The sequence below is a fragment of the Pseudogulbenkiania ferrooxidans 2002 genome (assembly GCF_000174355.1).
GTDB lineage: Bacteria > Pseudomonadota > Gammaproteobacteria > Burkholderiales > Chromobacteriaceae > Pseudogulbenkiania > Pseudogulbenkiania ferrooxidans.
The window spans coordinates 160,606-184,625 of sequence record NZ_ACIS01000001.1 but is presented as its reverse complement, the minus strand read 5'-3'; the positions used below and the strand labels follow the sequence as shown (position 1 = coordinate 184,625).

The window sequence follows — 24,020 nt, the reverse complement described above, 5'->3', positions numbered from 1 at the left end:
AGATCGTGGACAGGTTCTCAGGCGCAGCCGGCACAATCCGCCCCTCTGCACAGCCGTGGCCGGCCGTTGGCCAGCACCGTGACGCTGGCGCATTGCCCCGAGGCGGCGTCGCGCACCACCCAGGACGGGCTGACCCCGGTGGGCAGGCGCCCTTCCGGGGTCAGCATGAACTGGTCGAGCGCCGAGCTGACCGTCGGCTCGCCGCTGAACATGACGTGGCGGCGGCGCTCGCCGCTGTTGTAGCGTCCGGGGTTGCCGCCGGGCTGGTCGGCGTACAGCAGCACGCCTTCCGACCACGAGGTGTCGCCCTTCTTGGCCTTGCCCTGGCAGCCCTGCACGTCGAGGTTGCTCTTGGTGTTGAGCGCGCACAGGTAGACGTTGGCGTTGCTGCGGATGGCCTCGCTGCGGGCGAACTGCACGCTGGAGAGCAGCGCCTGGGTGCGGCTTTCCATGCGCGAGTCCGCCAGCAAGGCGTTGAAGCCGGGCACGGCCAGCGCCAGCAGGATGGCAACGATCGAGATCACCACCATCATCTCGATCAGGGTGAAGCCCCGCTCCCCTCGGCGAAACGCGACATACATCATGGCAAATACGGCTTAATTATATTTTTGTCATATAAGTTAATCAGATTATCATGATGGATGGGCTTTTCCAAGCCGCGCGCGTTGCCGGGACCGAAGGGCAGGAGGCGATCAACGCGGGCGCGCTGGCTGACCGCCCCGGCCGGGTCGAGCGGGCAAGAAAAAACCGCCCGTAGGCGGTTGTCGGTCGGCAGGCGGCGGACGCGCTCAGTGCGCCGCCTCCCAGCTCTCCCCGGCCCCCACTTCGGCCAGCAGCGGCACCTTGAGCTCGGCCACGCCGGCCATGATCTGCGGCAGCCGCTCCTTGACCCGCGCCAGTTCGGCTTCCGGCACTTCCAGCACCAGTTCGTCGTGCACCTGCATGATCAGCTTGCTGCCCAGGCCTTCCGCCACCAGCCAGCGCTGCACCGCGATCATCGCCAGCTTGATCAGGTCGGCGGCGGTGCCCTGCATCGGCGCGTTGATCGCGGCGCGCTCGGCGCCGCTGCGCCGGCCCGGATTGCTGGCGCGGATCTCCGGCAGGTAGAGCCGACGCCCGAACACGGTCTCGACGTAGCCCTGCTCGCGCGCCATCTCGCGCGTGCGCTGCATGTAGTCGGCCACGCCGGGGAAGCGCATGAAGTAGCGGTCGATGTACTGCTGCGCCGCGTTGCGCTCGATATCGAGCTGGGCGGCCAGGCCGAAGGCGCTCATGCCGTAGATCAGGCCGAAGTTGATCGCCTTGGCGGCGCGGCGCTGCTCCGACGTCACCTGCTCGCGCGTCACGCCGAACACCTCGGCGGCGGTGGTCTTGTGGATGTCCTCGCCGCTGGCGAAGGCCGCCAGCATGTTGGCGTCGTCCGACAGGTGCGCCATGATCCTGAGCTCGATCTGCGAGTAGTCGGCGCTGACGATGCGGTGGCCCGGCGGCGCGATGAAGGCTTCGCGCACGCGCCGGCCCTCGGCGGTGCGCACCGGGATGTTCTGCAGGTTGGGATCGGAGCTCGACAGCCGCCCGGTGATCGCCACCGCCTGCGCGTAGTTGGTGTGCACGCGGCCGGTATCCGGGCGGATCAGCGACGGCAGCTTGTCGGTGTAGGTGGACTTGAGCTTGGCCAGCCCCCGGTATTGCAGGATCAGCTTGGGCAGCGGGTGGTCGAGCGCCAGCTGCTCCAGCACCGACTCGTCGGTGGAGAAGCCGCCGGACGGCGTCTTCTTGACGCCCTTGGTGTCGATGCCGAGCTTGCCGAACAGGATTTCCTGCAGCTGCTTGGGCGAGTTGAGGTTGAACGGCTGGCCGGCCTGCTGGTAGGCCTCCTGCTCCAGTTGCAGCATCTGGCTGCCGAGCTGGTGGCTTTGTTCGGCCAACCTTTGGCGGTCGATCAGCACGCCGTTGCGCTCCATCGCGAACAGCACCTCGGCTACCGGCAGCTCGATGTCGCGGTACACGCTGGCCAGGCGGCCTTCCAGCTTGCCGGCCAGCGCCCGGTTGAGGCGCAGCGTGATGTCGGCGTCCTCGGCGGCGTAGTTGGACGCCACCGCGATGTCGACCTCGGCGAAACCGATCTGCTTGGCGCCCTTGCCGCAGATCTCCTCGTAGCTCACCGTGCTCTCGCCCAGATGACGCCGCGCCAGGTCGTCCATATTGTGCGTCAGGTGGCTCTCGATCACGTACGACGCCAGCAGCGTGTCGTCGGCCACGCCGGCCAGTGCAATACCGTGGTTGGCCAGCACGTGGCGGTCGTACTTGAGGTTCTGGCCGAGCTTCTTCCTGGCCGGGTTCTCCAGCCAGGGCTTGAGCCGGGCCAGCGTGGCGGCGAGGTCGAGTTGCTCGGGCACGCCGGCGTAGTGGTGCGCCAGCGGCAGGTAGGCGGCCTCGCCCTCCGTCACCGAGAAGCTGATGCCGACCAGGCGCGCTTCCATCTGGTCGAGACTGGTGGTTTCGGTGTCGAGCGACACCACCGGCGCCGCCTCCAGCTTGGCGAGCCAGGCGTCGAGCTGCGCCGCGGTGAGGAGGGTCTCGTAGCGGCGCTCGACGGCGGCGGCGGGCGCCTCGTCGTCCTCGGCGGCGCCGAACAGCTCGCCGTTGACGCCGGGGTTGGCCGAAGCCGGGGCGGCGGCATCGGCCGCGGCGCTGCCGTTGGCGTCGCTCACCTCGCGCAGCCAGCTGCGGAAGCCGAAACGGGTGAAGAGCTCGATCAGCTTCGGCTTGTCGCGCTCACGGTGCAGCAGCGTTTCCATGCCCTGCGGCAGCTCGGCGTCGAGCGGCACGTCGCACTTGATGGTGATCAGCTCGCGCCCCTTCGGCAGCCAGTCGAGCGCGGCGCGCAGGTTGTCGCCGACCTTGCCGGAGATGGCCGCGGCGTTGGCCATCACCGCCTCGAGCGAGCCGTACTGTTCCAGCCATTTGACCGCGGTCTTGGGACCGCACTTGTCGACGCCCGGCACGTTGTCGACCTTGTCGCCGATCAGCGTCAGGTAGTCGATGATGAGCCCGGGCGGCACGCCGAACTTCTCCTTCACCCCGCCCTCGTCCAGCGTCTCGTTGGTCATGGTGTTGACCAGCGTCACCACCGGCGACACCAGCTGGGCGATGTCCTTGTCGCCGGTGGAGACGATCACCTGCATGCCGGCCGCCTCCGCCTGGCGCGCCAGCGTGCCGATCACGTCGTCGGCCTCGACGCCGTCCACCACCAGGATCGGCCAGCCGGACGCTTGCACCACGTCGTGCACCGCCGTAATCTGGCTGGCCAGCTCCTCCGGCATCGACGGCCGGTTGGCTTTGTAGTCGGGATAGAGCTCGTCGCGGAAGGTCTTGCCTTTTGCGTCAAAAACGCAGGCGCTATAATCGAACCGGACCTCCTTCTCCAGGCGACGCAGCATGTTGACCATGCCGTAGATCGCTCCCGTCGGTTGACCTTCCGGAGAACGTAAATCGGGCATGGCGTGAAAAGCGCGATACAGATAAGAAGAGCCGTCGATCAATAATAACGTTTTCATAGAAGGCGAATAATTATGAGCTTGTCCGATAAATTGCCGCAGACGAGCGACCGTCACGCCGCGATGCAGCGTTTCCGTTCGCGCGAAGCGTGGCACGTGATGAAGATTCTGGCCGAATTCGTCGAATCGGCGGAAGAATTGCAGGGGATCCAGCCCGCCGTCAGCATCTTCGGCAGCGCCCGCACCCCGCGAGACCACACCTATTATAAGCTGGCCGAGGAAATCGCCCGGCGTTTGTCGGATTCGGGCTTTTCGGTCATTTCCGGCGGCGGCCCGGGCATCATGGAAGCCGCCAGCAAGGGCGCCTTCTACGGCCGCAGCCCGTCGGTGGCGCTCAACATCGTGCTGCCGCACGAGCAGAAGCCGAACGAATACCAGGACCTGTCGATCAAGTTCAACCACTTCTTCCCGCGCAAGGTGATGTTCGTCAAGCATGCCATCGCCTACGTGGTGATGCCGGGCGGCTTCGGCACGCTGGACGAGATGTTCGAGGCGCTGACGCTGATCCAGACCGGCAAGAGCCGCAAGATTCCGATTATCCTGTGCGGCACCGAGTTCTGGAAAGGCCTGCTCGACTGGGTGAAGGAGCGACTGGTCGGCGACCAGCTGATCAACCCCAACGACCTCGACCTCCTGAAGCTGATCGACGATCCGCAACAGATCGTCGAGGCCATCTTCAAGCACTACGAGACGCGTGGCTTCGAGGCATTGCCGGAAGAACGCGAACAATTGCTCAATCTGTAATCTTCATGAACTCAAGGAACGCCGCCATGCGCCGCCTGCTCCCCCTCCTCCTGCTCGTGGCCGTCCCGGCCCTGGCAGACACGCCCCCCGCCAAGGCGGTGGTCCCGCCGCCGCCCAACGTGGCGACGGACGCCAACGCCGCCGTGGAACCCGAAGTCCGCATCATCCAGAAGGGCAGCGACAAGATCGAGGAATACCGCATTAACGGTCAGCTCTACATGATCAAGGTCACCCCCGCCCATGGCGTGCCGTACTACCTGATGGACGAGGAAGGCAACGGCAGCATGAGACAGATCGACTCGAACCAGCGCCTGGTGATCCCGCGCTGGGTCCTGTTCCGATTCTGACGGGGGCGGCATGTCGGTTTACACCACCGTCGACAACGACACCCTGGCACAATGGCTCGAGCGCTACGCGCTGGGCGAGCTGGTCGAGCTCAAGGGCATCGCCGCCGGCATCACCAACACCAACTACTTCGTCACCACCACGCACGGCCGCTACGTGCTGACCATCTTCGAGGTGCTGAAGCTCGACGAGCTGCCCTACTACCTCGAACTGATGAGCCACCTGGCGCGCCACGGCGTGGCCTGCCCGGCGCCGATCGCCGACCACACCGACAACTTCGCCTCGCTGCTGGCCGGCAAGCCGGCCTGCCTGGTGACCTGCCTGCCCGGCAGTGACGTGGAGGCGCCGAACGCGGCGCAGTGCCGCGCCGTGGGCGAGATGCAGGCGCAACTGCACCTAGCCGGCGCCACCTTCCCGCGCAAGATGCACAACCCGCGCGGCCCGCGCTGGTGGAGCCAGACTGCGGCCACGGTCTACCCCTACATGAACGAGGCCGACGCCGCCAGCCTGCGCGCCGAGGTGCACTTCCAGGACAGCCACCGCTTCGACCACCTGCCCACCGGGGTGGTCCACGCCGACCTGTTCAAGGACAACGTGCTGATGAACGGCGACACCATCGCCGGCTTCATCGACTTCTACTACGCCTGCAACGACGTGCTGCTGTATGACGTGGCAATCGCCGTCAACGACTGGGCACGCCGTCCCGACGGCGAGATCGACGGCGAGCTGGCGCGCACGCTCTTGGCCGGCTACCAGTCGATCCGCCCGTTCGAGGCCGAGGAACAGCGCGGCTGGCCGGTGATGCTGCGCGCCGCCGCGCTGCGTTTCTGGACCTCGCGCCTGCTGGACCTGTACCAGCCTCAGGAAGGCGAACTGACCTACACCAAGGACCCCAAGGTGTTCCAGCGCCTGGTCGAAGCGCACCGCGTGCGCAGCGACTTCTGGCTGTAAGCGCTCCGCACCCGGTCTCGGCGATCCCGAGCCCGGGCGCCGCCGCCAGCCCCCTGGCGGCTTCCGCCTCGTTTCGCCCCACCCCTACTCCTCGCCCCCCGACTCCCCGCCGTCACCGCGCCGACGCTGCGCTACGCCCCGGACGATCAGCCATCGCAGCGGCCGCAGCGCGAGACGGGACGCGCCTGTCGCCACCAGCCTGAGTCCGTCGCTTGGCGCGATAACGCGCGCCGTAGCTAGCCGTGCGCTTTTGCGCGGTATAGCGGACTGATTTACCGATATTGCGCGGCATTTCGTCGACTTAAGTCGCTTATTCGATGTCTGGCAGACTTATCGCCACGGCAAAATGGAGCGCAACAGCGGCATCGCGGCATCCCGCTTCGTGGCACCGGGACGCGGTGGAACGCGAGCCGAGCCGTGGCTGCATGACGAAGGAGGAGCTATGTCCGAACTGCCGTTTGTCCTTTCCCGACGCGTCGAGCAACGCCTGGCCGCGCTGGCCGGCGGGGCCACGCTGGCCCCGATGGCGACCGGCCCGAAATGGGCCTGCCTGCTGGTCGCCGAGGCGCCGGCACCGAGCCATGAACAACTCGCGGCGGCGCGGCCCTGGCTGGCGGCACTGCGGCCGCTCAACGTGCCGCTGCAGGACTGGCGCAACGAGGCCACCGCCCCGCTGGTTTGCTCGGCGCGCGACCGCGCGGGCCGGGTCGGCGCCTACGCCGGCGTGGGGAGTGACGGTGCCGTGGAAGTCGTGGCGGCCCTGCCCTGCGGGCTGTGGTCGAGCGAGCCCCGCGTCTGGTGGCCGGGCTCGTACGAAATCCCGCTGCTGCGGCAACTCGACACGGTGTACGCCCCGCTGTGGCAGGCGCTGCGGTCCGGCGCGCCGGGCTATCTGTGCCTGAGCCTGCTCGGCATGCGGGGCACGGCGCTGATCGCCAAGGGCGAGTTCGGCAACGAGCGGCCCTATCGCCTGCCGCACGAAATCGATACTCTGGCGCTACCCCCGGTGCGCTTCGCGGGCTCCGCGGTGGAGGCGCGGGACGCGCTGATGGCGGCGCTCGATCAGGTCAGAGCGTGCGCCGGGGTGAGCCCCGCGCATCCGTTCTACCTGTAACCCCGCTGGATTGGACTTCGCCATGCCCGCTATTCTCGACGCCTTCGACCGCAAGATTCTGGTGCTGGTGCAGCGCGACTGCTCGCTCAAGGCCGAGGCGATCGCCTCGCAACTGGGGCTGTCGACCTCGGCCGTGCAAAAGCGCCTGAAACGGCTGCGCAGCGACAAGATCATCGCGGCGGAGATCGCGGTGCTGGACCAGGCCGTGGTCGGCCGCCCGATGACCTTCATCGCGGCGCTGGAAATCGAGCGCGACAACTACGACACGGTGGCGCGGTTTCGCGAGTGGGCGCGCCACGTCGACGCGATCCAGCAGATTTACTACGTGACCGGCTCGGCGGACCTGATCGCCATCATCACCACGCGGGACGTGGAGAGCTACGACCGGCTCACCGCCGAGGTGATGAAGGGCAACCCGATGATCCGGCGCATCACCACCAACGTGGTGCTGAATACCCTGAAAACCAGCCTGTTCGTGCCGCTCGAGGACACGGAAGGCTAGCCTGCGCCGCGCCCGGCACCCTCATTCCTGCCCAGCCCTTGACCCGGCGCCACCCGCCCGGAGGGAGAGACCATGCACGATAACGACCTCGACACCATCGACCGCAAGATCCTCAACGAACTGTCGCGCGACGCGCGCACCCCGGTGTCGACGCTGGCGCTGAAAGTGGGGCTGTCGCGCCAGGCCACGCGCCAGCGCATCGACCGCCTGGAGGCGCACGGCGTAATCGCGGCCTACACCATCCGCCAGAAGCGCCCGCACGGCAGCGAGACCCTGGTGCCGGCGGTGATACAGGTCTACCGCAAGGACCGCATGCGCGGCAGCGACGTCACGCGCGCCATCGCGGCCATCCCCGAGGTGACCTACTGCGCGGTGCTGAGCGGGGACATCGACCTGCTGCTGACGGTGGAGGCGCGCTCGCACGAGCGCATCAACGAGATCTGGTCGGTCATTTCCAGCCTGCCCGGAGTGGAAAACACCAAGACGCATTTCGTGCTGTCGTCCGTGGTCGACCGCCGGCATCCCTGATCCCGCACGGCGGCCGGGGCGCCCGGCCCCGGCCCCCTCCCGTTCCGCCGTTACAGCCGTTCCAGCGCCTGCAGCACGTCGGCCTTGATGTCATCGATGTGCTCCACGCCTACCGCGTAGCGGAGGGCGTTGAGCGGAATGCCCGAGGCCGCCATCTGCTCAGGCGTCATGGTGCCGGCCCACATCGCCGCGGTGTGGATCACCAGCGAATCGACCCCGCCCAGGCTGGCGGCGTTGAGCGGCAGTTCGAGCAGCGACACGAAGCGCTCGGCCTCGGCGTAGCCGCCCTTCACCGAGAACGCCACGATGCCGCTGCCCCCGCGCATCTGCCGCCGCGCCAATTCATGCTGCGGGTGGCTGGCGAGCCCCGGGTAGAGCACCGTTTCGATCTTGGGGTGGGCTTCCAGCGTCTCGGCCAGCGCCTGGGCGTTGGCGTTGATGCGCTCGACGCGCATCGGCAGCGTGCGCAGCCCGCGCAGCAGCAGCCAGGCGTCCATCGGCGACAGCACCGCGCCCAGCGTGATGTGCGTCTTCCAGATGCGCTCGGCCTGTTCGTGGCTGCAGCAGATCACCCCGGCGGTGAGGTCGTGGTGGCCGCCCAGGTACTTGGTGGCGCTGTGCAGCACGATGTCGACGCCGAGGTCGTGCGGGCGCTGGTTGAGCGGCGTGGCGAAGGTGTTGTCGGCGATGGTCAGCACGCCGTGCTCGCGCGCGATGGCGGTGATCGCGGCGAGATCGGTCAGCGTCAGCAGCGGGTTGGCCGGCGTCTCCAGCATGATGAACTTGGTGTTGGCACGGATGGCGCGACGGAACGCCTCCGGGTCGCCCTGCTCGACGAAAGTCACCTCGACGCTGAAACGGCGCAGCATCTCGTCCATGAGGCGCGTGGTGCTCATGTAGTGGCTGGTCTGGCCGATGACGTGGTCGCCGGCCTCGACGAAGGTGAGCAGCGTGGCCGCCACCGCACCCATGCCCGAGGCGGTCACCAGCGCGGTTTCGGTGCCTTCCAGCTCGGCCATGATCTTCTTCACGCGCTCGTGCACCGGGTTGCCGTAGCGGGTGTAGTTGCGCGGGTGCTGCGGAATTTCCGACATTTCCGCGAACTCGGCGGCGTCGGCCGCCTTGAAGGTGGCGGAATAATGGATGGACGGTGCCACGGTCTTGTCGTCGGTGACGTCGTAGTCGGCGTGCACCACCAGGGTTTCGGGCCTGTATGCCATGTTCTCTTTCTCCGTTATGCGCCGCGTCCGGCCCCTTGCCGGACGGCGGCGAGTGCCATCAGCTCAGCGCGGCTGATGGCAATTGATCCTGCGTTCGGCCAACCTCGCCAGCAGCGAGAGCAGCAGCGTGACCGCGACGTAGAGCAGGCCGGCCACGATCAGCGGATCGGTGCTGTAGCTCTGCGCCGAGAAGCGCCGCGCCACGCCGGTCACCTCCAGCACTGTGATCACGCTGGCCAGGGCGCTGGCCTTGAGCTGCGACACCACCTCGTTGCCGAGCGCCGGGGCGGCGATGCCGATGGCGCGCGGCAGGATGATGTGCAGGTAGCTGCCGCAACGGCCCATGCCGTAAGCCAGCGCCGCCTCCTTCTCGCCGTGCGGGACCCCGATGATACCGGCGCGCAGGTCTTCCGCCATATAGGCGGCGATATTCAGCGTCAGCGCCAGCAGCGCGCAGTTGAAGGCGTCGGCCAGCACGAACCACGCCGGCGAATTGCGCACCGCCTCGAACTGGCTGAAGCCGTAGTAGAGGATGAAGATCTGCACCAACAGCGGGGTGCCGCGAAACAGCGCCGAGTAGCCGCGCGCCAGCGCCGCCACGGTGCGGTTCGGCGACACCCTGGCCACCGCCAGCGGCAGCGCCAGCAAAAAGCCCCCCAGCGAGGACAGCGCCAGCAGCTTGAGCGTGATCCACAGCCCGTCCAGCAGTTCCTGTCCGTGCTCGAACGCGAATCCCAGGTAGTCGTAAAGCATCGTCGTTCTCCTCAGCGGAAGCCCTTGTTGGCGGATTTTTCCAGCGCCCCGAACAGCGGGTTGGAGGCGGCCAGCAGCAGCAGGTAGACCAGCGCCACGGCGGCGTAGAACAGGAACGGCTGCTTGGTGTACTGCGCCCCGATCTGCGCCTTGCGCAGCATGTCCTCCAGCCCCACCACCGAGATCAGCGAGGTGTCCTTGAGCAGCGACTGCCACATGTTGTTGAGGCTGGGCAGCGCGGTGCGCCACGCCAGCGGCAGGCGGATGAAGCAGAACAGCTGGAAGCGGTTGAGCCCGTACGCCTGGCCGGCCTCGAGCTGGCCGCGACCGACCTCGAGAAAGGCGCCGCGGAACACCTCGGACGAATACGCCGCGAAGATGATCGACAGCGCGAACACGCCGCCGAAGAAGGGGCTGATCTCGATGGCGCCGTCGAAATGGTCGGCGAGGAAGTTGGAGAGGCCGAAGTAGAAGATCAGGATGATCAGGAACTCCGGGATGCCGCGCAGCACGTTGCTGAGCAAGGTCACCGGGTGGCGCAGCCAGGGGCTTGGCGCCAGCTTGGCCCACGCCGCCGCCAGGCCCAGCAGCAGCCCGAACAGCAGCGAAGTCAGCGCCAGTTCGATGGTCACCAGCGCCCCGGCCAGGAGCTGGTTGGCGTAGTCGGCCAGATCGTTCATGGTTGTGTTCCTCGTGGTGGAAGAAAAGGCCGGCGCGAACGCCGGCCCGGGCCTTACTTGGCCGCCACGGGGGCGATGCTGAACGGGAAGTACTGCTTGTTGACCGCGGCGAAGCTGCCGTTGCCGAGCACCGTGGCGATGGCCTGGTCGAAGCGCGCCTTCAGCCGGGCGTCGCCCTTGCGTACCGCCACCGCGGTGCCCTCACCGAAGATTTCCGGGTCGGAAACCGGCTTGCCGACCAGCACGAAGCCGCCCTTCCGGCCCTCCTTAGTGATCCAGTCGAGCCCCACCGTGCTGTCCGCCAGCACCGCCTGGATGCGGCCGGCCTGCAGGTCGAGCCAGGCCTGGTCGAGGCCCTGGTAGACCTTCATCTCGATGCCCGAGCTGGCGCTGGGCAGCCGGGTCTTCAGATAGCTCTCATGGATCGAGCCGCTTTGCACTCCCACCGTCTTGCCGCGCAGCGAGGCCGGGTTGTCGCTGATGCCGGTGAGGCCCTTGGCGACGTACTGCACCGGGGCGATGGTGAAGATGCGGCTGAAGTCGACGGTCTTGAGGCGCTCCGGGTTGACCGACATCTGCGCCAGCGCGGCGTCGATCTTGTGCGCCTTGAGCGCAGGGATCAGCGCGTCGAAGTCCATGGTCACCCACTGGCACTTGACCCGCATGTGCTGGCACATCTGCTGGCCCAGTTCGATCTCCATGCCCTTGAGCTGGCCGCTCGGGTCGCGGTATTCGAACGGGGCGTAATCGGCCAGCGTGCCGATGCGCACGACCTCTTCGGCGTGGGCGCTGGAAGCGGCGACGGCGGCGCCGACGAGCAAGGCTTGAACGATACGTTTCATGGTCTATTTCTCCGGATGTTTTACTTGTTGGACATGCTGGACAGGAACTTCTGGAAACGGGGCGACTTCTGGCTGGCGAACACCTCGTCAGGGGTGCCGTCCTCCTCCACCCGCCCCTGGTGCAGGAACACCACGCGGCTCGCCACCTCACGCGCGAAGCCCATCTCGTGCGTGACCACCAGCATGGTGCGGCCGTCCTCGGCCAGGGCGCGCATCACCTTCAGCACCTCGCCCACCAGCTCCGGGTCGAGCGCCGAGGTGGGCTCGTCGAACAGCATCACGTCGGGCTCCATGGCCAGCGCGCGGGCGATGGCGACGCGCTGCTGCTGGCCGCCGGAGAGCTGGCTCGGGTAGTGGTGGCGCTTTTCCGCCAGGCCGACCTTCTCCAGCATCGCCAGCGCGGTGAGCTCGGCGTCCTTCTTGTCGATCTTCAGCACGCGCATCGGCGCGAACATCACGTTCTGCAGCACCGTCATGTGCGCCCACAGGTTGAATTGCTGGAACACCATCGCCAGCTTGCGGCGCATCTTGACGATCTGCGCCGGGTCCTCGGCGACGAAGGCGCCGCGCTTGCCGTCCTGACGCAGGCGGATCTGCTCGCCGTTGACGCTGATGCGGCCGCAGTCCGGGGTTTCCAGGAAGTTGATGCAGCGCAGGAAGGTGCTCTTCCCGGAACCGCTGCTGCCCAGGATGCTGATCACGTCGTGCGGCTTGGCCGCCAGCGTGATGCCCTTGAGGATTTCGATGCCGCCGAAGGATTTGTGCAGGTCCTCGACCCGCAGCACCTCGCGGCTGTTGCCGTCGCTCATCGCGTACTCCTTGTGGATGCCGCGCCGCCTGAGGACGGCGCGGCTCGGGTTCAGGAACGGGGCGCCGGCTGGCGGCGCAGGCAGAACACCTTGGGCTGCGACATCTCGTGCACCGCGAAGCGCACCCCTTCGCGCCCCAGGCTGCCGTACTTGGCGCCGCCGAATGGCATGCCGTCGAAGCGGTAGTCGGAGGAGTCGTTGATCATCACGCCGCCGGCCTCGAGCGCTTCGGCCAACGTCAGCGCGGTGTCGAGATCGCGGCTGAACACCCCGGCGTGCAGGCTGCTTTCCGAGTCGTTGGCGAGCGCCACCGCCTGGTCGAGGTCGGAGAACGGCACGATCGACACCACCGGGGCGAACACCTCGTCGCGCCACACGCGCGCCGTGCGCGGCACGTCGAGCAGCACCGTGGGGGCGTACAGCGCGCCGTCGCGGCGGTGCCCGGTGAGCACGCGCGCGCCCTGCCCGACCGCCTCCTCGACCCAGCCCTCGATGCGCCGCGCCTCGGCCTCGCTGATCATCGGCCCCATGTCGGCCTCCTCGTCGAGCGGGTTGCCGACGCGCAGGCGCCCGGTGGCGAGCGCGAAGCGCTCCACGAACGGCGGGTAGATCGCGGCGGCGACCAGGATGCGCTGGGTACCGATGCAGTTCTGCCCGGCGGCCCAGAACGCGCCGGAGACGCAGCTCGCCACGGCATCGTCGAGGTCGGCGTCGGCGGTGACGATGACCGGGGCGTTGCCGCCGAGGTCCATCGCCATCTTCTTCAGCCCGGCCTGGCGCGTGATGGCCTCGCCGGTCTCCGGACCCCCGGTGAACGAGATCATGCGGATGCGGCGGTCGGCCACCAGGCGCTCCACCAGCGCGCGCTCGCCGTGCACGATCTGCAGCGCCTGGCGCGGCAAGCCGGCGCGCCAGAACGCCTCGACCAGCCGTTGCGCCGACAGCGGCGCCAGTTTCGACGGCTTGAGGATCACCGCGTTGCCGGCGGCCAGCGCCGGGCCGAGCTTGTGCGCCACCAGGTTGAGCGGGTCGTTGAACGGGGTGATGGCGAGAATCACGCCGAGCGGTTCCAGCGTGTAATGGCCGCTGCGGTTCTCCGAGCCGGGGTAGGCGCTGAACGGGATGACTTCGCCGGCCAAGCGCTTGGCCTCCTCCGCCGACAGCCGCAGCGTGTTGACGCAGCGCGCCACTTCCTTGCGCGCCTGGCGCATCACCTTGCCGGCTTCCAGCGCGATGGTGCGGGCGAACTCCTCGGCGTGCTGTTCGACCTCGTCGGCCACGGCGCCGAGCAATCGGGCGCGCTCGTGGAGCGGCAGCGCGCGCGCGGCGTGGCGTCCGGCTTCGGCGCGCGCCACGATGGCGTCGGCGGCCTCGGCCGGGGTGAGCGTCACCTCGCCCAGCGGCGCGCCGTCGAACTTGGCGTACACCGCCAGCGCCGGCTGACGCGCGGCGGCCATGATCGGGGGTTCTGCGCGGTCCATGGTCACTCCTTGTGCGGGATGGCGAGCTCGTCGGCGAGCTCGATCAGGTCGGACAGGATGGCGAAGGCGGTTTCGACGCGGCCGGCACCCGGGCCGCTGATCGTCACCTGGCCCAAGAGGTCGGTGTCGAAGGCGATGGCGTTGGTGGCGCCGGTGGCGGCCAGCAAGGGATGGCCGGCGGGCAGGCGCTGCGGCGCGACGCTGGCGGCGAGGCGGCCGTCGGCCTGGCGCGTGGCCTGGCCGATCAGTTTCCAGGCGCCGCCCTCGGCACGCGCGGCGCGGATGTCGTCCTCGGACAGCTGGGTGATGCCCCGGCACGGCACGTCGCCCGGCTGCAGGCGGGCGTCCCACAGCGCGTTGGCGAGGATGGTGACCTTGAGCTGCACGTCGTGGCCTTCGATGTCGGCCGCCGGGTTGGCCTCGGCGTAGCCCAGCCGTTGCGCCTCGCGGATCGCCTCGGCCATCGAGCGCCCCTGCTCGACCTGGCCCAGCACGAAGTTGGAGGTGCCGTTGAGAATGCCGGCAAAACCGTTGAAGTCGCAGCCGCGCAGCGTGGTGGAGAGCTGGCGCAGCACCGGGGTGCCGCTCATCACCGCGCCTTCGTACTTGAGGCGGGCGCGGCCGGACTCGGCGAGCCGCTGCAGCGTGGAGAGCGCCAGCGCCACCGGCCCCTTGTTGGTGGTGACGACGTGCTTGCCGTGCGCCAGCGCGGCCTTGCAGTGCGTCAGCGCCGGCTCGCCGCTGGCGGGGTCGGTGAAGGTGGCTTCCACCACCACGTCGATGAAGTCGGCAGCCAGCAGCTCGAGCGTGCGCTCCAGGGTGAGGTCAGGGTGGTAGCCGCCGTCGCTGCCGGCCAGCTCGCTAAACGAGAAGCCGTTGGCCGGCACCGCGGCCAGCGCAGCGAGATCCAGCCCGCCGCGGTTCCACACCAGGCCGCCGCGCAGGTCGGTCACCGCGACGATGTTGAGCGTCAGGTCGTGCTGCCGTTGCAGCCGCGCCTGCTTCTGCCGGAGCACGTCGACCAGTCCCTGGTTGACGCCGCCGTAGCCGATTAATGCCAGATTCAATTGCATGGTTTTCCCCGTCGAGTTAGTGGAACCGCAGGGAAATTCTAGGCATCCGAACGCTCGCACACAGCTTGCTAATCGGCTGATTTACAGGGATTTTTCAGACAAACCGACAAGCCGGCCTAACACTTTGCCAGGTCGGTGCCGCAACCGGGCGGAATGGCCCTGGCAGGACGGCCCAGGGAGTACGAAGGTTGGCCGAAGCGAGGGCTCAGTCCCCCGCCATGGCGAGGAACTGGCTGAGGCCCTGCGTGAGGGTCTTGTCGCGGTGCACGATGCGGTGGAAGCGGCGCATCAGGCGCGGCAGCGCGGTGGCGAGTTCGACCACGCTGCCGCCCTGCAGCAGGTCGGCGATCACGCGCCGCGACAGGCAGCTCACGCCGAGCCCGGCCGCCACCGCGCGCTTGAGCGCCTCGGAGTTGCCCAGCTCCATCACCAGGTTGACGCGGCCCAGCTGCGCCAACAGCAGCCGCTCCACCTCCTCGCGCGTGCCGGAACCGGGCTCGCGCAGCAGCCACGGCGCCGCCGCCAGCTCCTCCAGCGTCAGCTCTCGCCCCGCCAGCGGATGCGCGGCGGCGCAGAACGGCACCAGCTCGTCGTCCAGCCACGGCGTCACCTCCAGCTCGGGGTGGTGGCACGGCCCCTCGATGAAGCCGGCGTCGACGCGGAACGCCGCCACCGCCTCGACGATGTCGCGGGTATTGGCCACCTCCAGCTCGACCCGCGCCTGCGGGTGGGCCAGGCGGAACGCGGCGATGCGCTCCGGCAGCAGGTAATTGGCCACCGTGGTGCTGGCGCCCAGGCGCAGGTCGATGGCGCCGCCGCTGAACAGCCCCTGCAGCTCCTGCGCCTGGTCGAGCAGGGCGCGCGCCCGCGGCAGCAGCAGCCGGCCGTGCTCGTTGAGCAGCAGGCGCCGGCCGACGCGGTCGAACAGCGCCGCCGCCAGCCCGCTCTCCAGCGATGCCAGCGCCTGGCTGGCGGCCGACTGGGTCATCGCCAGGGTATCGGCGGCGCGCGTCACGGTGGCGCAGTCCGCCACGGCGACGAACACCGCCAGTTCGCGCAGGGTGAGTTTGAGCGTCATGGTCGCGCCTTATTGATCGGTTTTACTAATTGATATCAGTAATTTTATCCGTTTTACCACTGAATTGCCGAGCGCTATCGTGGCGTCACCCCCACTTATTCCATTTGACGCTATGTTTATTCCATACATCCGAAAGACGCTGCCCGGCCTGGCACTGACCCTGCTGCTGGCGACAGCGGCGCTACTCCTGGCGACCCTCCCGGCACTGCAAAAGCTCGGCCTGTCGGCGCTGACGCTCGCCATCGTCGGCGGCATCGCCCTGGGCAACAGCGTCTACCCGATGCTGGCGCCGCGTTGCGACAGCGGCGTGCAGCTCGCCAAGCAGCGCCTGCTGCGCCTGGGCATCGTGCTGTTCGGGCTGCGCCTGACGCTGCAGGACATCGCCGCGGTCGGCCCGGCCGGCGTCCTGATCGACGTCGTGATGCTCTCCAGCACCTTCCTGCTGGCGTGCTGGATCGGCCCGCGCTGGTTCGGACTGGAGCGCGACAGCGCCATGCTGATCGGCGCCGGCAGCGCCATCTGCGGCGCGGCGGCGGTGCTGGCCACCGAGCCGGTGGCGCGCGGCGGGGCCGAGAAGGTAGCGGTGGCGGTGGCCACCGTGGTGGTGTTCGGCACGCTGGGCATGTTCCTCTACCCCGGGCTCTACGCGCTGGCCCAGGCGGCCGGGCTGCACGGCCTGGACAGCAGGCATTTCGGGCTGTTCGCCGGCTCGACGCTGCACGAGGTGGCGCAGGTGGTGGCGGCCGGGCGCGCGGTGAGCGAGCAGGCGGCCGAGGTGGCGGTGATCGCCAAGATGATGAGGGTGATGATGCTGGCGCCGTTCCTGCTGCTGCTGTCGGCGTTCCAGGCACGGCGCGAACGCGGTGACACGGCCGGCACGACACGCCGCCTCACCATTCCGTGGTTCGCCGTGGGCTTCGTGGTGCTGGCCGGCGTCAACTCGCTGGGCTGGCTGCCGCCGGCCTGGCGCGCCGGGCTGCTGCAGCTCGATACCCTGCTGCTGGCGGCGGCGATGGGCGCGCTGGGGCTGCACACCCAGGTGTCGGCGATCCGCCGCGCCGGGCTCGCCCCGCTCGGGCTGGCGGCCTGCCTGTGCGGCTGGCTGATCGTCGGCGGCGCGCTGGTGAATGCGGGGGTGGGCGTGCTGCTGAAGTGAACAACGGGAGGATGGGTGAAGCGCAGCGTAAACCATCACCGATGGGTTACGGCACTGACTGAGCGAGGCAAGCGAAGCGTCGCGAAGGAAGGGTGCCTCCACCCATCCTACACCCCCAAGATACGAAGGCGCAGCTGCCTAATGGGATAAGCCTAGAGCCGCGAACAAAACCCAGCGTAGCGGTCTTGGCTAGGCGCGCGGCCGCTGACAGTACAAGTAGTACGGCAAGGCCGCGCAACAACGCCAAGAGGGTTTTGTTCGTGGCTCTCAGCCCGGCACCTGCATACCGCGTATCACCGCCGGCCGCGCCCCGATCTCGTGGTACCAGCGCTCGACGTGGGGATAGGCGGCCAGATCGATGTCGTGCCACTCGTGGCGCGCCGCCCAGGGGTAGAGCGCCATGTCGGCGATGCTGTAGTCGCCGGCGACGTAAGGGGTTTCGGCCAGCCGCGCGTCCAGCACGCCGTACAGGCGCTGGGTTTCCTTGTGGTAGCGCTCCATCGCGTACGGCACCTTTTCCGGGGCGTAGCGCAGGAAGTGGTGGGTCTGCCCCAGCATCGGGCCGAAGCCACCCATCTGGAACATCAGCCACTGCAACGCCTGGTAGCGCGCAAAGCCCGAGGCGGGCAGGAAGCGGCCGTGCTTCTCCGCCAGGTAGATCATGATGGCGCCGGACTCGAACACGGTGATCGGACCGCCTTCCGGGCCGTTGCTGTCGACGATGGCCGGGATCTTGCCGTTGGGGTTGACCGCCAGGAAGGCCGGCGCGAACTGGTCGCCCTGGCCGATGTCGATCGGCTCCACCCGGTAGCCCAGACCCAGCTCTTCCAGCAGGATCGAGACTTTTCTTCCATTGGGCGTGCCCCAGGTATACAACGTGATCATGAATGCTCCTTACCGGGCGGCGCTGTCGGTTACAATGCCGCGCTAACGATCACGCTAGGATACCGCGAATGAGTCACTTTTCCTCTACGGTGGTGCACGCCTTCCTCACCGACCTGCAGGACCGCATCTGCGCCGCGCTGCAAACGGCCGACGGCGGCGCGTCGTTCGTCGAGGACAGCTGGCAGCGCGAGCAGGGCGGCGGCGGCAGGAGCCGCGTGCTGACCGGCGGCGCGGTGTTCGAGCAGGCCGGCGTCAACTTCTCCCACGTCACCGGCGACACCCTGCCGCCCTCGGCCACCGCGCACCGTCCGGAACTGGCGGGACGGCGCTGGGAGGCCATGGGCGTGTCGCTGGTGGTGCATCCGGAGAACCCCTACGTCCCCACCAGCCACGCCAACGTGCGCTTCTTCATCGCCGAGAAGGACGGCGAGGCGCCGGTGTGGTGGTTCGGCGGCGGTTTCGACCTGACGCCGTTCTACGGCTTCGAGGAGGATGCGGTGCACTGGCACCGCGTGGCGCACGACCTGTGCCAGCCGTTCGGCGCCGAGGTCTACCCCAGGTACAAGCAGTGGTGCGACGAGTACTTCTTCCTCAAGCACCGCCACGAGGCGCGCGGCGTCGGCGGTCTGTTCTTCGACGACCTCAACGCCTGGGGCTTCGAGCAGAGCTTCGCCTTCCTGCAGGCGGTGGGCAACGGCTACCTCGACGCCTACCTGCCGATCGTGGCGCGGCGCAAGGACACGCCGTGGGGCGAGCGCGAGCGCCAGTTCCAGCTCTACCGGCGCGGGCGCTACGTCGAGTTCAACCTGGTGTGGGACCGCGGCACGCTGTTCGGCCTGCAGTCGGGCGGGCGCACCGAGTCGATCCTGATGTCGATGCCGCCGCTGGTACGCTGGGAATACGGCTACCAGCCCGAACCGGGCTCGCCCGAAGCGGAGCTGTACGAGAAGTTTTTGCCGGCGCGCGACTGGCTGTAACCCGTCCAACGCCAGACCACCATCCATCGGGCGATGGCTGGCGCTGCGCTTCAGTCATCCGACAATCCCGTTCTCTCTGCTGAATCCAGCATTGGTCATGCTTCGGCCAACCTTTCGCCTCGCTCTCACTCCAGCGCGTCGAGCGGCAGCGGCGCGCCGGTCTTGACCGGGCGGATGGCGAAGTTGCTGGTCATGTCCTGCACCATGCTCAGCGTCTGCAGCTTGCGCACCACGCGCTCGTAGCCCGGCAGGTCCGGCACCACCACTTCCAGCAGGTAATCGTAGGCGCCCGACACCACGTGGCAGCTGATCACCTCGTCCATCAGCGACAGCGCCTCCTCGAACAGGCGCGAGGCATCCTCGCGGTGGTGCATCAGGCGCACGCTGACGAACACCGTGGTGGCGAGCTTGAGGCGGCGGCGGTCCAGCACCGCGCGGTAGCCGCTGATAATGCCTTCCTCCTCCAGCCGCTTGAGCCGGCGCGCCACCGGGGTCGGCGACAGCGCCACGCGCTCGGCCAGTTCGGCGGTGCTGAGGCGCCCCTCGCGTTGCAGCAGTTCCAGCAGTTGCCGGTCGATGCGGTCCATGGCCATGCCCTCATTGGTCGAATCAAACAACTATATCGATTTTTACGCCGAATTCCACCAACCATGGCACCAATCATGCCGCATTTTGCCGGATAACCCTCCACTGGCGCGCCGATAATCGGCTTATTCCCCTTCCGGAGCCGTGCCATGTCCGCCGCCACCCTCGCCCTGCCCACCGCCGCCCCACGCCCCGGCCTCGTCGCCGGCCTCGCCGCGCTGGCGGTGACCGTGCTGATCTGGTCCAGCTTCTTCGTGTCGCTGCGTGCCGGCGCGCGTGCCCAGCTGCGTCCCGAGGAACTGGCGCTGATCCGCTTCGCCCCGGCCGGGCTCGGCTTCCTGCCGCTGCTGGTGCGGCGCTGGCGCCGCATCGCGGCGGTGCCGTGGCCGCTGCTGGCGTCGATCCTGGTGGGCGCCGGCCTGCCCTACTTCCTGATCGCCGGCCTCGGCATGCGCCACGCCCCGGTGGCCGACGGCAGCACGCTGATTCCCGGCACCCTGCCGCTGCTGGTCGCCGTGCTGGGCGCGCTGCTGTACCGCCAGCGCCCGCCGACGGCGCGCCTGCCGGCCTTGCTGCTGATCGGCGCCGGGGTGCTGGTGCTGATGACGCTCAACCACGGCCAGGGCGAGCTGGGCCGGGGTTACGCGCTGTTCCTGCTGGGCAGCCTGATGTGGGCCAACTACACGCTGGCGCTGCGCCGCTCCGGGCTGTCGCCGCTGGAAGGCGCGGCGCTGATCTCGACCGGCTCGCTGGCGCTGCTGCTGCCGTGGCTGCTGCTGCATCCCCCGCTCGGGCTGCTGACGCTGCCGGCGGGGCAGCTGGCGCTGCAGGGGCTGATCCAGGGGCTGGGAGTGGGACTGGTCTCGACGCTGTGCTACGCCATCGCCATCTCGCGCCTCGGCGCCGACACCGCCGCCGCGGCCGGCGCGCTGACCCCGGTGCTGGCCTCGCTGCTGGCGCTGCCGCTGTTCGGCGAAATGCCGGGCGCGGGCTCGCTGCTCGGCATGGCGCTGATCGTGGCGGGCGTGGTCGGCGCCAGCCGGCCCTTGCCGGCGCGGCGCTAGTCCGGTCTGAGCAACCTCCAGAAACGACATGGCCGCCCTCGCTCACGCGACGGCGGCCATGCTGCTGTCCGGCGGCAGCGAAGGACGACGGCTCAGCCCAGCTTGGCGCGCAGCGATTCCAGCAGCGCCTGGCACTCGGCGTCGGTGCCGACGGTGATGCGCAGGAACTGCGCGATGCGCGGCGCGTTGAAGTGGCGCACGATGATGCCCTCGCTGCGCAGCGCGGCGGCCAGGGTGGCGGCGTCGTGGCCGGGGTGGCGCGCGAACACGAAGTTGGCGGCCGACGGCAGCACCTCGAAGCCGAGCGCTGCCAGCCCGGCGGTCAGCGCCGCGCGGCTCGCCATCACGGCGCGGCGCGTGCTGTCGAAATGTTCCTCGTCCTCGATCGCGGCGGTGGCGCCGACGATCGCCATGCGGTCGAGCGGGTAGGAGTTGAAGCTGTTCTTGACCCGCTCCAGCGCGTCGATCAGCGCCGGGTGGCCGACCGCGAAGCCGACGCGCAGCCCGGCCAGCGAGCGCGACTTGGACAAGGTCTGCACCACCAGCAGGTTGGGATGGCGCTCCACCAGCGAGATGGCGCTGTCGCCGCCGAAGTCGATGTAGGCCTCGTCCACCACCACCACGCGCTGCGGCTGAGCGGCCAGCAGCGTTTCGATCGCGTCCAGCGCCAGCAGGCGGCCGGTCGGGGCGTTGGGGTTGGGGAAGATGATGCCGCCGCACGGCACCCGATAGTCGTCGATCCGCAGACTGAAGTCCTCGGCCAGCGGCACGGTACGGTACTCGACGTCGTAGAGCTTGCAGTAGGTCGGGTAGAAGCTGTAGCTGATGTCCGGGAACAGGATCGGCAGTTCGTGCTTGAGCAGCGCGCAGAAGGCGTGCGCCAGCACCTCGTCCGAACCGTTGCCGACGAACACGTGGGCCGGGGTCAGGCCGTGGCGGCGCGCGATCGCGGCCTTGAGCGGCGTGGCGTCCGGGTTGGGATAGAGGCGCAGCGACGCGCCCAGCTCGCGCCCCATCGCCGCGATGGCGCGCGGCGACGGCGGGTAGGGGTTTTCGTTGGTGTTGAGCTTGATCAGGCGCTGGTGCTGCGGCTGTTCGCCGGGGGTGTACGGCGTCAGGCGGGAAACGGTGGCACTCCAGTATTGACTCATGGCGGGTCCGGGATGACGGGATGGATGGCTAGCAAACCTCCATCGTAACAAACAGCGGGCCGCTGCGGCAGCGCCGTTCGTCGCGTCAGCGCTCTAGCCGGCGCAAGAGCTTGGCGCCGTAGGCGCCGTCCGCCGCCACGGTCGGCAGCCCGGCGTCGCTCAGGCGCTGGTTGAGCAGCGCCAGGCGCTTCAGTCCGCGCGCGAGCACCTCGCCCTCGGCGCCGTCCAGCGTCAGCGCCAGTTCCACCGCCTCGCGCCGCGCCGCCAACTCCGGCGGCAGGTAGCCGGCGTTCTTCAGGATGCGCCAAGCCATGCGTTGCTCGGGCGGCACCAGCGGGCTGATGTCGTCCTCCGGCAGCGGCTGGCCCTCGCCCGCCAGGTGGCTCAGCTCGCCCTTCTCCGCCGCTTCGGCCAACCTTTGTTCCCCGATCAGCGCCAGGATGTCCATGCCACGCCCTCCTCTCCCCCTGAATGCTAGCGCGGACAGGGGCGGGAAGACAGCATGAAAAAAGGGGCCGAAGCCCCTTTGGTGATCTTGCCAACAATAGCAAACAAGAGAACCTGTCCCAGTAGGCGAGCGAGCCAAAGCAGGTTGGGCGCCGCCAGCGCGCAGGAACCGGAATGGTCATGGAGTACATGAGGATTCCTGATCGCTGAGCCAATCGAAGATTGGCACGCAGTACTGCCGGCGCTCAAGATGCACAGGCACAGCCGCCTAATGGGATGGGTTACACGGCGATGGCCGCAATCGCCGACTTGGCCGCGTGGATCGCGGTGGCGCGCTTGTCTTCGCCCATGTTGACCGCTTCGGCACGCACGAACTCGATGTCGGTGATGCCGAGGAAGCCCAGCACGGTCTTCAGGTAGTCTTCCTGGAAGTCCATCAGGCGACCCTGCTCGGTGGAGTAGACACCGCCGCGGCTGGAGGCGATCAGCACCTTCTTGCCGCCGGCGAGACCGACCGGGCCATTCTCGCCGTACTTGAAGGTGCGGCCGGCCACGGCCACGCGGTCGATCCAGGCCTTGAGCTGCGACGGGATCGAGAAGTTGTACATCGGTGCGCCGATCACGATCACGTCGGCGGCCAGGAACTCGGCGATCAGCTCTTCCGACAGCGCCTTCTCGGTGCGCTGGGTGGCGTTCCAGTCGGCTTCCGGGGTGAAGTTGGCGCCGATGATCTCGCCGGACAGGTGGGCGATCGAGGTACCAGCCAGGTCGCGGTAGCTGACCTCGATGGCCGGGTGCTGGCGACGCACGTTGTCGACCAGGGCAGCGGTCAGCTGACGCGAAACGGAGTTGCCGGCGAGGATGCTGGAATCGAGGTGAAGCAGTTTCATGGTGGTGCTCCTGTAGAAAGTGGGTACAGGTGCATGGTAGGTTTTATCGCCAATCGCCACTAGACGGCTAAAATAAGAAGCATTGTTCCACCTATAGGACAATCGCCATGCGCGATCTCAACGATCTGCTGTTCTTCGCCAAGGTAGTCGAACACGGCGGCTTCAACGCCGCCTCCCGCGTGCTGGGGATTCCCAAGTCGCGCCTGTCGCGGCGCGTGGCCGGGCTGGAGGAACAGCTCGGGGTGCGCCTGCTGCAGCGCACCACGCGCAAGCTGGCGCTGACCGAGGTCGGCGCCAGTTTCTACGACCACTGCCAGGCCATGTTGGCCGAAGCCGACGCCGCCGAAGAGAGCGTCTCGCGCGTCACCGCCGAGGCACGCGGCCTGATCCGAGTGAGCTGTCCGGAGCTGCTGGCCAAGACCGAGCTGGGTCCGCTGCTACCGCGTTTCATGCAACAGCACCCGCAGGTGCGGCTGCTCCTGGAGGCGACCAACCGCCGCGTCGACCTGATCGAGGACGGCATCGACGTGGCGATCCGGGTGCGCAGCGTGATCGAGGACAGCGCCAGCCTGGTGGCGCGCCGCCTCGGCATCGCGCGCCAGGTGCTGGTGGCGAGCCCGGCGCTGCTGCAGCAATACGGCACCCCGGCGAGCCCGGCCGACGTGGCGCGGCTGCCGGCGCTGTCGATGAACTGGCCGGACGGGCGCGGCCATTTCGCCCTGCTCGACGCGGTCGGCCACGACTACAGCGTGCAGATCGAGCAGCCGCGCCTGATCACCGACGACCTGATGGTGCTGACCGAGGCCGCCGAAGCCGGGCTGGGCGTGGCGCAACTGCCGGTGCAGCTGTGCCATGCCGCCCTCGCGGCGGGCCGGCTGGTACGGCTGCTGCCGGACTACATCATCCCCGGCGGCATCCTGCACGCGGTGTTCCCGAGCCGGCGCGGGCTGGTGCCGGCGGTGCGCGCCTTCATCGACTTCCTCGCCGCCGAACTGGTGCCGCCCGGCCATCCGGGCTACGACCGCCTCGGTTAAGGGAGCTCTATTTGCTGAATAGCATTGACCGTTCAGAACCTGCTTTCAACGTGTAACGAGCGGTCGTCAGCGAGGGGCGGCTGGAGCGCAGGAACCGGAATGGACACGGAGTCCATGAGGATTCCAGATCGCTGAGCAAATCGAAGATTTG

General features: G+C 68.3%; 25 protein-coding genes and 1 other RNA gene. 10 read left to right on the top strand and 16 right to left on the bottom strand.

Annotated elements, in window-relative coordinates; genetic code table 11:
- Positions 1-17 precede the first annotated feature (17 nt).
- Both FURADRAFT_RS00930 and polA read right to left on the bottom strand, forming a co-directional pair.
- Positions 18-584: a GspH/FimT family pseudopilin gene (locus tag FURADRAFT_RS00930; protein WP_008952209.1), complete on the bottom strand. Its 567-nt coding sequence runs from the start codon at positions 582-584 to the stop codon at positions 18-20.
- Positions 585-788: 204 nt separating this feature from the next.
- Positions 789-3,560 (bottom strand): DNA polymerase I, encoded by a 2,772-nt coding sequence (polA, locus tag FURADRAFT_RS00925; RefSeq protein WP_081455919.1) that lies wholly within the window; start codon positions 3,558-3,560, stop codon positions 789-791.
- Positions 3,561-3,575: 15 nt separating this feature from the next.
- On the opposite strand from polA, the gene FURADRAFT_RS00920 reads away from it, so the two are divergent.
- The 6 genes from FURADRAFT_RS00920 (at position 3,576) to FURADRAFT_RS00895 (ending at position 7,744) form a co-directional block, all read left to right on the top strand.
- On the top strand, positions 3,576-4,304 hold the full coding sequence (locus tag FURADRAFT_RS00920) for an LOG family protein (RefSeq protein ID WP_008952207.1): 729 nt from the start codon (positions 3,576-3,578) through the stop codon (positions 4,302-4,304).
- Between the two features lie 26 nt (positions 4,305-4,330).
- Positions 4,331-4,651 (top strand): DUF2782 domain-containing protein, encoded by a 321-nt coding sequence (locus FURADRAFT_RS00915; protein ID WP_008952206.1) that lies wholly within the window; start codon positions 4,331-4,333, stop codon positions 4,649-4,651.
- Between the two features lie 10 nt (positions 4,652-4,661).
- Positions 4,662-5,600, top strand: coding sequence for a homoserine kinase (locus FURADRAFT_RS00910; RefSeq protein ID WP_008952205.1), 939 nt, complete (start codon positions 4,662-4,664; stop codon positions 5,598-5,600).
- A 346-nt stretch (positions 5,601-5,946) separates the two neighbouring features.
- The gene (locus FURADRAFT_RS00905; RefSeq protein WP_236261504.1) at positions 5,947-6,714 is read left to right on the top strand and encodes a hypothetical protein; all 768 of its coding nucleotides are present in this window, start codon (positions 5,947-5,949) and stop codon (positions 6,712-6,714) included.
- Positions 6,715-6,736: 22 nt separating this feature from the next.
- Entirely contained in the window at positions 6,737-7,216 is a 480-nt protein-coding gene (locus tag FURADRAFT_RS00900; protein ID WP_008952203.1) for an Lrp/AsnC family transcriptional regulator, read from the top strand.
- Between the two features lie 72 nt (positions 7,217-7,288).
- Complete coding sequence (locus FURADRAFT_RS00895; RefSeq protein ID WP_008952202.1) at positions 7,289-7,744, top strand: Lrp/AsnC family transcriptional regulator; 456 nt, start codon at positions 7,289-7,291, stop codon at positions 7,742-7,744.
- Positions 7,745-7,794: 50 nt separating this feature from the next.
- Here the strand turns inward: FURADRAFT_RS00895 and FURADRAFT_RS00890 are convergent, their stop codons facing one another.
- From FURADRAFT_RS00890 to FURADRAFT_RS00855, 8 genes are all read right to left on the bottom strand, one after another.
- Positions 7,795-8,964: a trans-sulfuration enzyme family protein gene (locus FURADRAFT_RS00890; RefSeq protein ID WP_008952201.1), complete on the bottom strand. Its 1,170-nt coding sequence runs from the start codon at positions 8,962-8,964 to the stop codon at positions 7,795-7,797.
- 63 nt (positions 8,965-9,027) lie between these two features.
- Positions 9,028-9,717 (bottom strand): ABC transporter permease, encoded by a 690-nt coding sequence (locus FURADRAFT_RS00885; RefSeq protein ID WP_008952200.1) that lies wholly within the window; start codon positions 9,715-9,717, stop codon positions 9,028-9,030.
- Between the two features lie 11 nt (positions 9,718-9,728).
- A complete protein-coding gene (locus tag FURADRAFT_RS00880; RefSeq protein ID WP_008952199.1) occupies positions 9,729-10,397 on the bottom strand; it encodes an ABC transporter permease subunit in 669 nt (222 codons plus the stop codon).
- Positions 10,398-10,450: 53 nt separating this feature from the next.
- Positions 10,451-11,239: a transporter substrate-binding domain-containing protein gene (locus tag FURADRAFT_RS00875; RefSeq protein ID WP_008952198.1), complete on the bottom strand. Its 789-nt coding sequence runs from the start codon at positions 11,237-11,239 to the stop codon at positions 10,451-10,453.
- A 20-nt stretch (positions 11,240-11,259) separates the two neighbouring features.
- Positions 11,260-12,048 carry an ABC transporter ATP-binding protein gene (locus tag FURADRAFT_RS00870; protein ID WP_008952197.1) on the bottom strand — a complete coding sequence of 263 codons (789 nt, stop codon included), beginning with the start codon at positions 12,046-12,048 and terminating at the stop codon, positions 11,260-11,262.
- A 50-nt stretch (positions 12,049-12,098) separates the two neighbouring features.
- Positions 12,099-13,529, bottom strand: coding sequence for an aldehyde dehydrogenase family protein (locus tag FURADRAFT_RS00865; RefSeq protein ID WP_008952196.1), 1,431 nt, complete (start codon positions 13,527-13,529; stop codon positions 12,099-12,101).
- Positions 13,530-13,531: 2 nt separating this feature from the next.
- Entirely contained in the window at positions 13,532-14,602 is a 1,071-nt protein-coding gene (locus FURADRAFT_RS00860) for a homoserine dehydrogenase (protein WP_008952195.1), read from the bottom strand.
- A gap of 205 nt (positions 14,603-14,807) precedes the next feature.
- Positions 14,808-15,680, bottom strand: a complete 873-nt coding sequence (locus FURADRAFT_RS00855; protein ID WP_008952194.1) for a LysR family transcriptional regulator — start codon at positions 15,678-15,680, stop codon at positions 14,808-14,810.
- A gap of 112 nt (positions 15,681-15,792) precedes the next feature.
- Here FURADRAFT_RS00855 and FURADRAFT_RS00850 point away from each other — a divergent pair, with 112 nt between their 5' ends.
- A complete protein-coding gene (locus tag FURADRAFT_RS00850) occupies positions 15,793-16,836 on the top strand; it encodes a YeiH family protein (RefSeq protein WP_008952193.1) in 1,044 nt (347 codons plus the stop codon).
- Positions 16,837-17,103: 267 nt separating this feature from the next.
- Here the strand turns inward: FURADRAFT_RS00850 and FURADRAFT_RS00845 are convergent, their stop codons facing one another.
- Positions 17,104-17,721 carry a glutathione S-transferase N-terminal domain-containing protein gene (locus FURADRAFT_RS00845; protein ID WP_008952192.1) on the bottom strand — a complete coding sequence of 206 codons (618 nt, stop codon included), beginning with the start codon at positions 17,719-17,721 and terminating at the stop codon, positions 17,104-17,106.
- A gap of 68 nt (positions 17,722-17,789) precedes the next feature.
- Between FURADRAFT_RS00845 and hemF the strand changes: the two genes are divergently transcribed.
- Entirely contained in the window at positions 17,790-18,698 is a 909-nt protein-coding gene (gene hemF / locus FURADRAFT_RS00840; protein WP_008952191.1) for an oxygen-dependent coproporphyrinogen oxidase, read from the top strand.
- Between the two features lie 125 nt (positions 18,699-18,823).
- Here the strand turns inward: hemF and FURADRAFT_RS00835 are convergent, their stop codons facing one another.
- A complete protein-coding gene (locus FURADRAFT_RS00835) occupies positions 18,824-19,285 on the bottom strand; it encodes an Lrp/AsnC family transcriptional regulator (RefSeq protein ID WP_008952190.1) in 462 nt (153 codons plus the stop codon).
- A 147-nt stretch (positions 19,286-19,432) separates the two neighbouring features.
- On the opposite strand from FURADRAFT_RS00835, the gene FURADRAFT_RS00830 reads away from it, so the two are divergent.
- A complete protein-coding gene (locus FURADRAFT_RS00830) occupies positions 19,433-20,347 on the top strand; it encodes a DMT family transporter (RefSeq protein ID WP_008952189.1) in 915 nt (304 codons plus the stop codon).
- A 92-nt stretch (positions 20,348-20,439) separates the two neighbouring features.
- Here the strand turns inward: FURADRAFT_RS00830 and hisC are convergent, their stop codons facing one another.
- The 3 genes from hisC to FURADRAFT_RS00815 all read right to left on the bottom strand — a co-directional run bounded on the left by hisC (position 20,440) and on the right by FURADRAFT_RS00815 (position 22,835).
- Positions 20,440-21,498 carry a histidinol-phosphate transaminase gene (gene hisC / locus FURADRAFT_RS00825; protein ID WP_008952188.1) on the bottom strand — a complete coding sequence of 353 codons (1,059 nt, stop codon included), beginning with the start codon at positions 21,496-21,498 and terminating at the stop codon, positions 20,440-20,442.
- A gap of 85 nt (positions 21,499-21,583) precedes the next feature.
- Complete coding sequence (locus tag FURADRAFT_RS00820; RefSeq protein WP_008952187.1) at positions 21,584-21,946, bottom strand: DnaJ family domain-containing protein; 363 nt, start codon at positions 21,944-21,946, stop codon at positions 21,584-21,586.
- A 280-nt stretch (positions 21,947-22,226) separates the two neighbouring features.
- A complete protein-coding gene (locus tag FURADRAFT_RS00815) occupies positions 22,227-22,835 on the bottom strand; it encodes an FMN-dependent NADH-azoreductase (protein ID WP_008952186.1) in 609 nt (202 codons plus the stop codon).
- Positions 22,836-22,942: 107 nt separating this feature from the next.
- On the opposite strand from FURADRAFT_RS00815, the gene FURADRAFT_RS00810 reads away from it, so the two are divergent.
- On the top strand, positions 22,943-23,869 hold the full coding sequence (locus tag FURADRAFT_RS00810) for a LysR substrate-binding domain-containing protein (RefSeq protein ID WP_008952185.1): 927 nt from the start codon (positions 22,943-22,945) through the stop codon (positions 23,867-23,869).
- Positions 23,870-23,909: 40 nt separating this feature from the next.
- On the opposite strand, the gene FURADRAFT_RS19925 is transcribed toward FURADRAFT_RS00810, so the two are convergent.
- Positions 23,910-23,985, bottom strand: a non-coding RNA gene (locus tag FURADRAFT_RS19925) — sX9 sRNA.
- Between the last annotated feature and the right edge of the window lie 35 nt (positions 23,986-24,020).

What these genes read in the sequence shown, in the direction of transcription:
- FURADRAFT_RS00930 (WP_008952209.1), bottom strand. Translation starts at nt 584, where the DNA reads ATGATGTATGTCGCGTTTCGCCGAGGGGAGCGGGGCTTCACCCTGATC.
- polA (WP_081455919.1), bottom strand. Translation starts at nt 3,560, where the DNA reads ATGAAAACGTTATTATTGATCGACGGCTCTTCTTATCTGTATCGCGCT.
- FURADRAFT_RS00920 (WP_008952207.1), top strand. Translation starts at nt 3,576, where the DNA reads ATGAGCTTGTCCGATAAATTGCCGCAGACGAGCGACCGTCACGCCGCG.
- FURADRAFT_RS00915 (WP_008952206.1), top strand. Translation starts at nt 4,331, where the DNA reads ATGCGCCGCCTGCTCCCCCTCCTCCTGCTCGTGGCCGTCCCGGCCCTG.
- FURADRAFT_RS00910 (WP_008952205.1), top strand. Translation starts at nt 4,662, where the DNA reads ATGTCGGTTTACACCACCGTCGACAACGACACCCTGGCACAATGGCTC.
- FURADRAFT_RS00905 (WP_236261504.1), top strand. Translation starts at nt 5,947, where the DNA reads ATGGAGCGCAACAGCGGCATCGCGGCATCCCGCTTCGTGGCACCGGGA.
- FURADRAFT_RS00900 (WP_008952203.1), top strand. Translation starts at nt 6,737, where the DNA reads ATGCCCGCTATTCTCGACGCCTTCGACCGCAAGATTCTGGTGCTGGTG.
- FURADRAFT_RS00895 (WP_008952202.1), top strand. Translation starts at nt 7,289, where the DNA reads ATGCACGATAACGACCTCGACACCATCGACCGCAAGATCCTCAACGAA.
- FURADRAFT_RS00890 (WP_008952201.1), bottom strand. Translation starts at nt 8,964, where the DNA reads ATGGCATACAGGCCCGAAACCCTGGTGGTGCACGCCGACTACGACGTC.
- FURADRAFT_RS00885 (WP_008952200.1), bottom strand. Translation starts at nt 9,717, where the DNA reads ATGCTTTACGACTACCTGGGATTCGCGTTCGAGCACGGACAGGAACTG.
- FURADRAFT_RS00880 (WP_008952199.1), bottom strand. Translation starts at nt 10,397, where the DNA reads ATGAACGATCTGGCCGACTACGCCAACCAGCTCCTGGCCGGGGCGCTG.
- FURADRAFT_RS00875 (WP_008952198.1), bottom strand. Translation starts at nt 11,239, where the DNA reads ATGAAACGTATCGTTCAAGCCTTGCTCGTCGGCGCCGCCGTCGCCGCT.
- FURADRAFT_RS00870 (WP_008952197.1), bottom strand. Translation starts at nt 12,048, where the DNA reads ATGAGCGACGGCAACAGCCGCGAGGTGCTGCGGGTCGAGGACCTGCAC.
- FURADRAFT_RS00865 (WP_008952196.1), bottom strand. Translation starts at nt 13,529, where the DNA reads ATGGACCGCGCAGAACCCCCGATCATGGCCGCCGCGCGTCAGCCGGCG.
- FURADRAFT_RS00860 (WP_008952195.1), bottom strand. Translation starts at nt 14,602, where the DNA reads ATGCAATTGAATCTGGCATTAATCGGCTACGGCGGCGTCAACCAGGGA.
- FURADRAFT_RS00855 (WP_008952194.1), bottom strand. Translation starts at nt 15,680, where the DNA reads ATGACGCTCAAACTCACCCTGCGCGAACTGGCGGTGTTCGTCGCCGTG.
- FURADRAFT_RS00850 (WP_008952193.1), top strand. Translation starts at nt 15,793, where the DNA reads ATGTTTATTCCATACATCCGAAAGACGCTGCCCGGCCTGGCACTGACC.
- FURADRAFT_RS00845 (WP_008952192.1), bottom strand. Translation starts at nt 17,721, where the DNA reads ATGATCACGTTGTATACCTGGGGCACGCCCAATGGAAGAAAAGTCTCG.
- hemF (WP_008952191.1), top strand. Translation starts at nt 17,790, where the DNA reads ATGAGTCACTTTTCCTCTACGGTGGTGCACGCCTTCCTCACCGACCTG.
- FURADRAFT_RS00835 (WP_008952190.1), bottom strand. Translation starts at nt 19,285, where the DNA reads ATGGACCGCATCGACCGGCAACTGCTGGAACTGCTGCAACGCGAGGGG.
- FURADRAFT_RS00830 (WP_008952189.1), top strand. Translation starts at nt 19,433, where the DNA reads ATGTCCGCCGCCACCCTCGCCCTGCCCACCGCCGCCCCACGCCCCGGC.
- hisC (WP_008952188.1), bottom strand. Translation starts at nt 21,498, where the DNA reads ATGAGTCAATACTGGAGTGCCACCGTTTCCCGCCTGACGCCGTACACC.
- FURADRAFT_RS00820 (WP_008952187.1), bottom strand. Translation starts at nt 21,946, where the DNA reads ATGGACATCCTGGCGCTGATCGGGGAACAAAGGTTGGCCGAAGCGGCG.
- FURADRAFT_RS00815 (WP_008952186.1), bottom strand. Translation starts at nt 22,835, where the DNA reads ATGAAACTGCTTCACCTCGATTCCAGCATCCTCGCCGGCAACTCCGTT.
- FURADRAFT_RS00810 (WP_008952185.1), top strand. Translation starts at nt 22,943, where the DNA reads ATGCGCGATCTCAACGATCTGCTGTTCTTCGCCAAGGTAGTCGAACAC.